We start from the raw sequence: 12920 nt of genomic DNA on the forward strand, positions 1-12920 counted from the left end.
ATGATTAATATTCAAAATACCATTTTAGGTAAAATTGTTGACCGTAAACATGAGGAACTTGCTGCGCGTTTAAAACAACGTAATTTGCAAGACGTTGAAGAACTTGCTAAAGCTGCGACGCCAGTACGAGGATTCGCCAATGCTTTACAGCACAAGCGCCCTGCCGTGATTGCTGAAATTAAAAAAGCGTCTCCATCGAAAGGTATTATTCGTGCAGATTTCAATCCTGCCGAAATTGCCGCACAATACGAACAAGCTGGAGCAGCATGTTTATCTGTACTTACTGATGTTGATTTCTTTCAGGGTGCAGATGAAAATATTGCCATTGCTCGAAGCCACTGCGCGTTACCTGCTTTGCGTAAAGACTTTCTGATCGATCCATATAATGTAGTTGAAGCACGTGCTTTACATGCTGACTGTATTTTATTGATTGTTGCATCTTTGTCAGATCAACAACTCGAAGAAATGTCTAAGACTGCATTTGAACATCAACTTGATGTATTGGTTGAAGTTCATGACGAAGAAGAACTGGAACGCGCTTTAAAGTTATCTGAGCAATGTTTATTAGGTGTGAATAACCGTAATTTAAAAACCTTTGATGTAGATTTAAAAACATCTATTCGTTTGAAAAACTTGCTTCCATCTTCACGTTTACTTGTAACTGAAAGTGGTATTGCCACTCCAGATGATGTTCGTATGATGCAAGAACACGATATTCACACATTCTTGGTTGGCGAAAGTTTTATGAAACAGCCAAGACCAGATCAAGCCTTTACCGCCCTTTTTGGGCAACCTCAAACGGTTTAATGAAGATATATGAGTAATAAAGATTCAACGCTTTCTAAAGAGCAACAAAAGTTATTGAAGCAATTTAAAAAGCAAATCTCCAATCCTCATTCAAGCAAAATCGCAAATCAGCCTGAGGTCAAACAATCTCAGGCTGTTTCTGAAGAATTGGAAGATACAAATCTGTTTCAACAAGCTGTTGCAGGTGTTAAACGCATCAATAATAGTAATGTTGCTGATGTCAAACCAACTCGCGCCAGAAAAGTTGATGCTCAAACATTAGCTAAACGCGCAGCTGCCGAAGGTGGCCGTGATACCGAACATGCAGAGTTATCAGATACCCAAGCTGCGTTAAATCCTGTCGCAAGCCAAGCAACATTAAGCTATCGCATTGCTACCCTTCAGCATAAAGTTTTTGAAGATTTAAAAGCTGGGAAAATACGTTGGTTTGAAGCCGTAGATTTGCACGGCTGTACAATTGAACAAGCACGTGACGCAGTTTTACAAATTATCCAGATGGCAAAAGATGAAAATCAAAATGTCATCAAGATCGTACACGGCAAAGGTCCTGAAGCAGTTTTAAAAACCTATGTTAACGGGTGGTTGCGCCAACATCGTGATGTTTTGGCTTTTGTGAGTGCTCCAGAAAATCAAGGTGGCACAGGCGCCGTTCTCGTACTGCTTAAACGCGCAGAAAAAAATCCCAAGTACCAACAATAATCGGCATTTTCTACAGAATTCAGACTTTTTATAGTTTTCTGATAGAATGCCGTTTTGTTCAACCAGTGTAAGTGAACATTCTTATGTCTATGCAGCAATCGTACGCAAATATTCTGACTGCCGTCGGGGAAGATCTTAATCGTCCCGGCCTTAAAGATACGCCTGTGCGTGCGGCTAAAGCTTTTTCATATTTAACTTCTGGCTATAGTAAAACTTTAGAAGAAGTCACCAATAATGCTGTTTTCCCATCAGATAACCATGAAATGGTATTGGTGAAGAATATTGAATTTTATTCGCTTTGCGAACATCATCTCCTTCCATTCTATGGCCGTGTCCATGTTGCCTATCTACCAGAAGGCAAAGTTCTTGGCTTATCCAAATTTGCACGTATTACCGAAATGTTTGCACGTCGTTTGCAAATTCAGGAAAATTTGACTCAGCAAATCGCAGAAGCTGTGTCAGAAGTGACTGGAGCACGCGGTGTAGCCGTAGTTATCGATTCAGCACATATGTGTATGATGATGCGCGGTGTAGGTAAACAAGAGTCAACCACACGTACCGTTTCATTTATCGGAGATTTTAAAACTGATAAAGAGGCACGTCGTGAGTTCTTGAGTGCTGTACCTGAGAGTTACTAAGTCATCTTTAATGACAAATAAAAAGCCCAATTATTGGGCTTTTTTATATCTTAATTCTTTACTAATTCTATAAAACATAACAATTAAATCATGTGATTTTTGTTATAAAAGTACCCATCTTCATTTTAAAATGATTTATGAGTTAATCATGCGATTCCAAAAAATTTCCTATTTACTTCTTCCTTCTCTTTTTATTTTTAATACCTCAATTTATGCGGACAATACAAATACCCCAAAAGAACAAGAGATCAAAAAACTGGTAGATCAAAACTTTAAACCATTATTAGAAAAATATAATGTTCCCGGTATGGCCGTTGGTGTCATTCAAAATAATAAAAAGTATGAAATGTATTATGGTTTAAGATCTGTTCAAGACAAGCAAACAGTAAATAGCAATACGATTTTTGAACTAGGTTCAGTCAGTAAATTATTTACTGCTACAGCAGGTGGATATGCGAAAACAAAAGGAACAATTTCTTTTGAAGATACGCCCGGAAAATATTGGAAAGAGTTAAAAAACACACCTATAGACCGAGTTACCTTACTCCAGCTTGCAACTTATACCAGTGGGAACCTCGCCTTACAATTCCCAGATGAAGTGCAAACAGACTCACAAGTTTTAAATTTTTTCAAAGAGTGGAAACCTAAAAATCCGATCGGTGAATATAGACAATACTCAAACCCAAGTATTGGATTGTTTGGAAAGGTTATAGCTTTGTCTATGAATAAACCTTTTGATCAGGTCTTAGAAAATACAATTTTTCCGGCTCTTCATTTAAAACAAAGTTATGTGAATGTGCCTAAAAATCAAATGCAAAACTATGCATTTGGTTATAACCAAGAAAATCAGCCAATTCGAGTTACCCCAGGACCATTAGATGCCCCTGCTTACGGTGTTAAATCCACCTTACCAGATATGCTGAGCTTTATTAACGCCAATTTAAATCCACAAAAATATCCAACCGATATCCAACGCGCAATTAATGAAACTCACAAAGGTTTCTACCAAGTCGGCACGATGTATCAAGCATTAGGTTGGGAAGAATTCTCTTATCCAGCACCTTTACAAACTTTATTAGACAGTAATTCTGAACAAATTGTGATGAAATCAAATAAAGTCACTGCTATTTCAAAAGAACCTTCCGTTAAGATCTATCACAAAACGGGTTCAACCAATGGTTTTGGAACGTATGTTGTCTTTATTCCAAAGCAGAATATCGGTTTAGTCATGCTAACCAATAAACGCATTCCAAATGAAGAGCGTATTAAAGCAGCTTATGCAGTGCTGAATGCAATAAAGAAATAATCTTTTCTTAAAACAAAAAAGCGAGAAATGTTCTCATTCATTTCTCGCTTTTTCTAATTCGAAAGACTATTTAAAAGAACCAAACATACCCTAGACTTGATTTCATCCAGTCTTGATGATTTTGTTGTTCATAATCCCAGTTTAATCGAATGGCATTATTACTATTAATCACATATTGCCACTGGGTATTTACTCTTAAATTCCATTGATTTTGGTCTTCCCAATATGGCAATTCAATTTGCACCACAGAGTTAAGTCGATCAAACCATTGATTCATACACCCTAAAGTCGGGCCTACTCCCACACGCCATCCCTTATCTAGATTTGAACCTGCTTGTACGTAGGTTTGTACTTGCCCATAGCAAATATGTTTGCGCTCATAGTCTGCAAGGCTGTAGCCGACCTGAGCATTAAAATTCGCTACACCATGTTGTTTTTCATCGCTAAAATTTCCATCATGAATCGCTTCCTGACGCCAGCCTAAGTTAAATCCCCAACTCAGAGGGATTTTAAAAGGTTGTATCGGGTTATAGGAATTGACTTCCAACACATCAAGATGTTCTAGTTTTAAATGATCATTACGCCACTGCGCATTACCATTTAAGAATAGTAGTTGAGTACCAGCACGGTACCCCCCTTGAGGATCTATTAAGTCATGATAGGCTTGCCGATGACCAAGTTCGATAAACTTGTTTCCTTGAACCTCACCTGCTTTCAATGAAATATTACGTGCATTATGACCTTGTGTTGGCTCTTTTTGAGGACGCTTAGGCTCTTGACGTTGTTTGTCTAAATCAATCTGACTTCTTAGCGCTAAAAGTTGACGTAACTGTGGCTGAGCAACACTTTCTTCTATTTTACGACTCGTAAATTGAAGATATAAATCATCGTAAGCCATCTCTAAAATCTTAGCCTGATCTTGCTCACTAAATGTTTTTAAAATCTGAGAAGATTGCTGAATGGGCATCATCGCAATTTGATGAGCCACTTTTGCTAACGAGGCACCATGCTGATGGGCTTGGGCCAATAGCTGGGTTTCTAAAGCAGGCCGGTATACAGGAGCTTTGGTCAGCCCTTGTTGCTGCATCGATTTAATGGTTTCCATGGGAATGGAAGCATAAGTAAATTTCTCTTGTAAGTTAGATTTAGGCTTTACTAAATCGACTAATCCTAATAATCGATAAGCACAGTTATCACTCACAAAATAATAAGGGAAACTCACATGTTGCATTTCCCAAATATGAGCGACTACAAAACGCGTTTCTTCAGGCGATAAATTAAGTTCATATTCCCATAAATCTCGACTTTCAAAATCACCGTACTCTTTTACCTTACGATAATAAGGCATCAGCGAATATTCACCTGGATATTGCCCTGTTAAACCTTTCCATGCGTATGACCAGTTATCATTACCTGCCACTGTTGCAGCATAGTTTACGGCGTAAGAGACTAAATTTAGTTGTTGCTGATCTTTTGGATCTAAACGCAATAAAGTATGACCAAACATCGAGCTTGGATTGCCCATAAAATCAGTCGCATAAATTAATGTCGCTTTATAAGGCTTAATTTGCCCAATCCAATTTTCAAATTCTGAACATTTTACTTGAGGTAATTCATTTTCTTGAATACCTACTTTTTGTAGGAGCCATTGGCTGCGCGCTGGAAACTTACAACGAATAGATTGATTATCTTGAGCAGGCGTAAATAATGCAGAAATGTCAGCCTTAAGCTCTTCTTTTAAATTATTTTTTCCATGTTCAGATAGGAAATAACCTGGATAAGTTACATCACTTCTCTGATTTTTATTGGCATACATGAGCCGTTGCCATGTAATGTCTTGATCTAATTTTTTTTGTTCTGCAATTGACCGATATTTTTGAATAGATGGATTTATTTCTGCTGAATACGCAATATTAACTGCCAAAGAGGCAAAAACTAAAACAACTGACTTCATTAAGCTCATCAATTTTTATCATTAAAATATAAGAAAAACCCTGCCATACGACAGGGTTTTCAGTTTCAAACTTATACGTAAGCTTTTAAAACGTCGTCTTTAGCCATTACAGTTTGCAATGATGCTAAAACTTGAAGTGTGTTTTGGTTATTTGCTGAATAGATTTCACCAAAGTTTGCTTTTGAAACTTTAAAGAAACGGTCTTTATCTTGAGGTTTAATTTGCATTAACTCAGCAAGTACATTCAGGCTTTCACCTTGGCCTACTGCCATATCACGTGCTAAAGCTTCTGCATTTTCATTTGTGAATGTTACAACTTGCGCTGTTACTGTTCCGCCTTGACGGCAGCCTAAAGTACCGAAAGTGATCCCTAATAATTGGTTAGTAAAAATACCATTTGTTGTTGCAGCAAGAATTTTAGGCGCTACTCCTTTTTTGCCAGCCCATACTTGTGTACCTGCACCACAGCCCACATCATTGTCAGCCATTGCAACACTTGAACCAGCTGCTAATAAAGCAGCTAAAGCTAATTTTTTTAACATAGTTGTATATCTCCAAAAATCATTATTGATTGTTTCTTATGTGTTGTATTGTTATGTGTAATTCTCATTACACCATATTAAAGATAACGAGAAGGCTGTGATTTAGCAATTAAAAAATAAACAATATGATAAAAAGTGCAAAAGAAAAATTATCTTAAATTCCAGTTACCTTTATGATCTCTGTTACCTAATATTTTAAGCACTAGCACTAGGCTCAAAATTAATAATAAATACCATGATCCTAGCTTGCCCCAACCCACCATATGCCAAGCATTGACCTGACTTGGATAAAGCCAGATTTTATAAAATGTACTTATATTTTCAGCAATCCAGATCAGAAAAGCGAGGGTAGATAATACAGGCAACATCGGGATTTTAAATTTATGTTGATTTAATTGAAAATAAATTTTTGTTTTCCAAAAAATTAAAATACTAATCGCAAATAAAATATAGCGAATATCTGGGACAAAAAATTTGCTCATAAAGTTTATATATGAGAAAAGTGCCAATAAAAGCATACTTCCAAAACTTGGAAGCTTTTCAAAAGAAACTTGAAACAGTCGTATTGACCGTGCGAAGAAGCTACCTACAGCCGAATACATAAAGCCTGCAAATAAAGGCACCGTAATGATTTTAAATACAGCAGGCTGCGGGTATTGCCATGAAGCAATACCCGGATGCGTCAAAAAGATTTCCATGACCATCGCCATAACGTGAAACAAAGCAATCACTTTGGCTTCAGCCCACGACTCCAGTTTTAAATAGAGCAAACAGATCTGGATCAGTACTGCATATATGAGTAAATAGTCATAACGATAAAAACCCATATATTCATGGCTTCCCATCGGCGCTGTTAGAGCGAAAGCAATTAAAAGCAAAATACCAAACAAGGCTGCCGAAACAGCCTTAATGATAAATTGAAATGGTAAATTTAGATGTTGCACAAAAATCATCCTAGATATTTAGCACTATACTCATGTACTGTATCTACAAAGATTTTTGGTTGAACAGGATCTACCCACTGAGTAATCCCATGGCCCAAGTTAGCAATGTAACCTGTCTTTTCACCATTTGCGTAAGCATCATCTAACATCGCTTTCACTGCTTTTTCAATTGAAGCAGCCGAACCATATAAAACAGCAGGATCAAGATTTCCTTGTAGAGCTACACGCCCAGCCACCGTAGTGCGAGCTGTATTTAATGGCGTAGTCCAATCTAACCCTAAAGCGTCTGCACCAGTGCTAATCATTGGCTCTAACCATTGACCACCACCTTTTGTGAACACAATAATCGGAATACGTCGGCCATCTTTCTCACGTTGCAAACCTGCAATGATTTTATTCATGTAGTTCAAAGAGAATTCGACATATTCGCGGTGAGCCAATGCCCCGCCCCAGCTATCAAAAATCTGGATTGCCTGAGCACCTGCATCAATTTGAGCGTTTAAATAGTCAATGACTGAATCTGCTAAATGGTCAAGTAAGGCATGCAAAACTTCAGGTTGTGCATACATCATGTGCTTGGTAAAACGAAATTCTTTACTTGAACCACCCTCAACCATATAGGTTGCTAAAGTCCAAGGGCTACCAGAGAAACCAATCAGTGGAACTTGCCCCCCTAAAGCAGAACGAATCGTGCTTACAGCATTCATCACATAATCAAGATCTACTTTTGCATTTAACTTAGGTAAATTAGCAACATCTTGTTCGGTACGTACTGTTTTATGGAATTTTGGTCCTTCACCTGTTTCAAAATAAAGACCTAAACCCAGTGCATCTGGAATTGTTAAAATATCTGAAAATAAAATTGCTGCATCTAAATCATAGCGACGCAAAGGTTGTAAAGTTACTTCACAGGCAAACTCTGTATTTTTACATAAAGATAGGAAGTCGCCTGCTTTTGAACGGGTTTCACGATATTCAGGCAAATAACGCCCTGCTTGACGCATCATCCATACCGGCGTGGTATCTACAGGTTCGCGTAACAAAGCACGGAGGAAACGATCATTTTTCAAAGTCGTCATTACCAATCTCTATCTTCTTTATGTGGCAGCATCATATCAAAAACAGAGGCATTTTTATAATTTCAATTTCATACAAAAAACTTGTCAATCTACTAAAAAATGCATATTTACACAAAAGTCTACTGCAAGCTGCGAGGTTTTCTGCAATACTTGCAACATGTTACATTGGGGTCATTGATATTCTTTTAATCACTAAATTACCAATCTTGGACTCATATAAATGAGTTATTGGTGATTTTTTGCACTTCAAGAACAGATCAATCCCCCTATTGCTTATATGAAAATTCTTAAGGTTGAATTACATGTTTGTTCGCTCATTACTCGCTATGAGTTTAAGTTGTATTATTGCTAATGTTGCTTTTGCTGCTTCAACAACTGAGCAACCCCTGAACCCTAAAAAGGTATCAGCTCCTGTAGAAGATCCGATTGATCCTCTAGCAGTAGATGCAGCTTCAACTGTACAAGCTCAAGCTCCAACACAAATTACTGCTCAAGAACAAAATGATCTAAATCGAGCGTCAACAACATTACAGAATTTGCAGAAAACAGAAGACCCAAATGCCGAGTCTGGTATTGCTGCGTCTACACCAACAACTGCTAAAAGCACAACAACGTCTAAGACTGCACAAGTGTCTGCTGCTTCATGGACATTAGATGGCTTAAACTCGGCAGAATGGTCTGAAAATATTGGTAAAGGCCAACTTCCAGTCTATGCACGTGCACATGTGATGCTTAATAATGCACATGCATCACCAGGCGCAATTGACGGAATGAGTGGTAAAAATACGCTAAAAGCGATTGCATCATTCCAGCAAATGAATGGTTTATCACCTACTGGTGACCTGACCAAAGAAACTTGGGATGCATTAGTTGCTAAACAAACCAAGCCAGCATTTATTGAATACACTATTTCTGATGCTGACTTAAAAGGTCCATATGCCGAGTCAATTCCTTCTGACTATGCATTACAAGCCAAAATGAAAGGTTTGTACTACACTCGTGTTACCGAAATGTTGGGCGAAAAGTTCCATATTGATGAAACTTTCTTAAAAAAATTAAATCCAAAAGCTACATTTAAAAAAGTAGGCGAAAAGATTATTGTGCCAAATGTGCGCAATGACTTACCAGAAGATATTCACTTGATTATTGCGCATAAAGGTGCGAAGCAGTTGTATTTATTCAACAGCCGTAATCAAATGGTAGGCTCCTTTCCTGCAACAATTGGCAGTACTGATACGCCTTCTCCGGCCGGTACTTACAAGGTAGTTGGTGTTGCTCGTAACCCTTGGTACAGCTATTCACCTTCGAACTTCGTACAAGGTAAAAACTTAAAACCACTTTCTTTACCACCAGGTCCTAACGCTCCTGTCGGTAATATCTGGATTGGTTTAAGCAAAAAATCATTCGGTATTCACGGTACTCCAAACCCATCTTTAATTTCTAAAACAGCATCACATGGTTGTATCCGTTTAACTAACTGGGATGCTAACGATTTAGGAAATAAAGTACGTGCAGGCGTGACTGTTAAATTCCTTGAATAATCAATATATTCTTTAAAAAACCTGCCCTTGTGGCAGGTTTTTTAATCATCAAAAATGCATAGATAAATAAAAAAACACTACAATCATATCAATTACGCAACGACATGTTGCAGTTAACGTATTTTTTCACGTCTTCTATAGTTCTAATATATTTATCAAGAGATAAATAAAAAATTTGGGAGATAGAATCATGAATGCTTACGTACATCGTAGTGAAGATCGTGGACACGTTAAAGCAGGTTGGTTAGAGTCTTATCATAGCTTTTCATTTGGTAGTTGGTACGATCCTAAATATATGGGTGTTAGCGCACTACGTGTGATTAATGACGACAGAATTGATGCTCATAATGGTTTTGGTACACACTCACATGACAATATGGAAATCTTAACCTGTGTGCTAGATGGTGCGATTTCACACCGTGACACCATGGGAAATGAAGGCCAGATTAAAGCAGGTGAATGGCAACTCATGAGTGCCGGCACAGGTGTTGCACACAGTGAAATCAACAACACTGATACACCTGTACATTTATTACAAATCTGGATTATTCCAAATGTAAGAGATGCTGAGCCTAATTACCAACAAATTAATCTTGACCCACGTAAAGACCCAAACAAATGGCATTTAATTGCAGGTCCTGATGCAAATGCACCTATGCACATTCGTCAAAATGCAGAAGTGAAATCTGCAGTACTAGAAAAAGGGCGTGAGTTAAATGTAGACACCGTTAAAAAAGTGAACTATGTCCACGTTATTTCAGGTGTGATCCGTATTGGTGATCAAGAAGTCAAAGCGGGTGATGCTTTAGTATTTGAAGAGAAAGCAATAATTCAAGCACTTGAAGATAGCCAATTCATTTGGTTTGACTTACCTTAAATCAATCAAAAGCCCTTTTCACAGAAGGGCTTTTTTAATCTCCTCCACCGCCGCTATCATAGCTGTTCGAGTCTGAAGATGATGAGTGGATGAAGATGAATAATCATGCTCGCCAGATGATGTATAATTTTTTCGATTGTTGAGAAAAGCAATTTAAAAAAACAGTCCGATACTTAATAATGCCTAATAATGCCTAATAATGCCTAATAATGCCTAATAATGCCTAATAATGCCTAATAATGCCTAATAATGCCTATAATGCCTAATAATGCCTAATAATGCCTAATAATGCCTAATAATGCCTAATAACAATCTACTAAATTAATATATTTAAATAAAAAATTACACTACAGCTCTATATATTGGCTAGTTTCATTAATCATAATTTTATTTCATGAAGTGATCTAAATTTATTGCATAATGAAATGATTCTTGATTAGAATTCACACCAAATAAGTTAAGAAATTTTAATAATGAATTTTAGATTTGATATAAATGGATTACGTGCCTATGCGGTTGCTTTCGTAGTTCTATTCCACTTTGGTATATTCGGATTTACTGGTGGATTTATAGGTGTTGATGTCTTTTTTGTTATATCCGGTTTTTTAATGACAAAAATCATTATGGATGGTTTAAAAAAAGATAACTTCTCTATTTTACAATTCTACACCAATCGAGCTATCCGTATTATTCCTGCACTTGCTGTATTGTGTGCGTTTTTACTTGTAATCGGCTGGTTAGAATTAATACCAACTGACTTTAGGTCATTAAGCAAGCATATAATTGCCAGTTTATTTTTTATTTCAAATATAATTTACTGGCGTGAATCGGGCTACTTTGACGTAGATTCACATGAAAAATTATTATTGCATACTTGGTCATTATCTGTTGAATGGCAGTTTTATTTATTATTACCAATTTTCCTAATCATTAGTTTTAAATTATTAAAAAACAAGACCATATACTCATTAATTGGATTGTTTTTGATTTCACTGGCATTGGCATATTATATATCTGGAAGTCGTCCTTCAGCATCCTTCTTTTTATTGCCAACGCGAGCTTGGGAGATGGTTTTAGGAGGATTTTTATACTTCATCCCAAAACCCAATATCAGTAAAGCAACAAAATATCTTTTAGAAATAACTGGGTTTATACTTGTAATTTCATCTTTATATTTATTCAATTCGCAGACACCTTGGTCAAGTTTGTACACTTTAGTACCAACTATTGGTACGGCATTAATTTTATATACACAGAACCAAGAATCTATTCTCACAAACAATAGATTTGCTCAATTTCTAGGAACATCATCTTATTCTATCTATTTATGGCATTGGCCAATTGTTTTTTGGATGTTTCATAAAGGTCAACAAAATAATATAGTATTTATAGTATTAGGAGTTTTTGCCTCAATTTTACTTGGATATCTTTCTGGAAAATATATTGAAAAATATATTGGGAATAAATTAAAAGGAAAATCAATTCTAAAACCAAACTTAATTATTATATCTTCTTGTACATCAATAGTTGCGATATCTACTTTCATTTTTTTAACACAGGGAGCTAATCTTAAGATAAGATATGCTGCAAATACACCACAAGCATTAATTGTAGAAAAATATTTAAATGAGCATAAAAATATTGATAAAGCATATATGTTACAGTGTGATGTTTATTCTAACCTCATAAATAGTGGTAAAACTAACATTGATTCTTCATGTTTAAGCGCCAAGCATAACGTAAAATCCATATTTTTATGGGGAGATTCACACTCTCAAGCTTTATCTTTAGGCTTAAGATCAACATTTCCAAATTATGCATTCAATCAAATTGGTTCATCTGGTTGCAAAGCATCCTTAACTGAACCAACGGAATTAACTGGTGAACTTAAACAAGCATGTAGTCAAGCAAATAAGTTAGCTTTAGAAAACATAAAAGCACTTAAGCCAGATTATGTTATAATTGCACAACAAAATGAGCATGATAAATCTGATTGGAATTCAATAATAAAAATGCTTAACAGCTATGGTGTTGAGAAAATCATTATAGTAGGTGCTGTTCCTCAATGGCATCCATCATTACCAAAAGTTAAGATCAAGGATGCCAACTTCTATACACATTCTAGAATTAATGACAATGGATTGGATCTAAAAATTATAGAAGATGATATTAAAGCTGAGCAAACTGTTAAAGCACTTAACATTAAAGATGTTAAATATATATCACTTATTAAACAAATGTGTGATTTTCATGAAAATAAATATTTTTGTGAAACAAATGATGGTGATGATTTACTTCAACTTGACTATGGGCATTTAAGTAAAAAAGGCTCTATATATGTTGTAGATAAATATATTAAACCTTTCATTTAAGTTATAACCCTCCTTTTAGGAGGGTTTTTTATATTACTCAAGTTATGAGTTAAAAATTACTTTATAGCTTTAAAAGCTAAAATTTTAAAATACTTAAATAAACCCTGCTGAATAAACAAGTTGTTTTTTGATAAATAAGATAAAACTTTCAAAACAAAAAT

11 protein-coding genes are annotated in these 12920 nt (G+C 36.1%); 7 read left to right on the forward strand and 4 right to left on the reverse strand.

Annotated elements, in window-relative coordinates:
* The 4 genes from trpC to blaADC all read left to right on the forward strand — a co-directional run bounded on the left by trpC (nucleotide 1) and on the right by blaADC (nucleotide 3450).
* Complete coding sequence (gene trpC, locus I5515_RS02450) at nucleotides 1–807, forward strand: indole-3-glycerol phosphate synthase TrpC (protein ID WP_199964576.1); 807 nt, start codon at nucleotides 1–3, stop codon at nucleotides 805–807.
* Between the two features lie 9 nt (nucleotides 808–816).
* Nucleotides 817–1506: a Smr/MutS family protein gene (locus tag I5515_RS02455; protein WP_199964577.1), complete on the forward strand. Its 690-nt coding sequence runs from the start codon at nucleotides 817–819 to the stop codon at nucleotides 1504–1506.
* 89 nt (nucleotides 1507–1595) lie between these two features.
* Nucleotides 1596–2144 carry a GTP cyclohydrolase I FolE gene (gene folE / locus I5515_RS02460; protein ID WP_199964857.1) on the forward strand — a complete coding sequence of 183 codons (549 nt, stop codon included), beginning with the start codon at nucleotides 1596–1598 and terminating at the stop codon, nucleotides 2142–2144.
* A gap of 148 nt (nucleotides 2145–2292) precedes the next feature.
* Entirely contained in the window at nucleotides 2293–3450 is a 1158-nt protein-coding gene (blaADC, locus tag I5515_RS02465) for an ADC family extended-spectrum class C beta-lactamase (RefSeq protein ID WP_199964578.1), read from the forward strand.
* A gap of 70 nt (nucleotides 3451–3520) precedes the next feature.
* Here blaADC and I5515_RS02470 read toward each other — a convergent pair whose 3' ends face one another.
* From I5515_RS02470 to hemE, 4 genes are all read right to left on the reverse strand, one after another.
* Nucleotides 3521–5413, reverse strand: a complete 1893-nt coding sequence (locus I5515_RS02470) for a DUF4105 domain-containing protein (protein ID WP_199964579.1) — start codon at nucleotides 5411–5413, stop codon at nucleotides 3521–3523.
* 62 nt (nucleotides 5414–5475) lie between these two features.
* Complete coding sequence (locus tag I5515_RS02475) at nucleotides 5476–5946, reverse strand: DUF3015 family protein (protein ID WP_199964580.1); 471 nt, start codon at nucleotides 5944–5946, stop codon at nucleotides 5476–5478.
* Nucleotides 5947–6095: 149 nt separating this feature from the next.
* Nucleotides 6096–6890 carry a DUF817 domain-containing protein gene (locus I5515_RS02480; protein WP_199964581.1) on the reverse strand — a complete coding sequence of 265 codons (795 nt, stop codon included), beginning with the start codon at nucleotides 6888–6890 and terminating at the stop codon, nucleotides 6096–6098.
* A 5-nt stretch (nucleotides 6891–6895) separates the two neighbouring features.
* On the reverse strand, nucleotides 6896–7969 hold the full coding sequence (gene hemE / locus I5515_RS02485; protein ID WP_199964582.1) for a uroporphyrinogen decarboxylase: 1074 nt from the start codon (nucleotides 7967–7969) through the stop codon (nucleotides 6896–6898).
* A gap of 302 nt (nucleotides 7970–8271) precedes the next feature.
* On the opposite strand from hemE, the gene I5515_RS02490 reads away from it, so the two are divergent.
* From I5515_RS02490 to I5515_RS02500, 3 genes are all read left to right on the forward strand, one after another.
* The gene (locus I5515_RS02490; protein WP_199964583.1) at nucleotides 8272–9510 is read left to right on the forward strand and encodes a L,D-transpeptidase family protein; all 1239 of its coding nucleotides are present in this window, start codon (nucleotides 8272–8274) and stop codon (nucleotides 9508–9510) included.
* A 190-nt stretch (nucleotides 9511–9700) separates the two neighbouring features.
* Nucleotides 9701–10387 carry a pirin family protein gene (locus I5515_RS02495; RefSeq protein ID WP_199964584.1) on the forward strand — a complete coding sequence of 229 codons (687 nt, stop codon included), beginning with the start codon at nucleotides 9701–9703 and terminating at the stop codon, nucleotides 10385–10387.
* Nucleotides 10388–10860: 473 nt separating this feature from the next.
* Nucleotides 10861–12759 (forward strand): acyltransferase family protein, encoded by a 1899-nt coding sequence (locus tag I5515_RS02500; protein WP_199964585.1) that lies wholly within the window; start codon nucleotides 10861–10863, stop codon nucleotides 12757–12759.
* Nucleotides 12760–12920: the final 161 nt, after the last annotated feature.

The organism is Acinetobacter calcoaceticus (assembly GCF_016508255.1).
GTDB classification, from domain to species: Bacteria; Pseudomonadota; Gammaproteobacteria; order Pseudomonadales; family Moraxellaceae; genus Acinetobacter; species Acinetobacter calcoaceticus_E.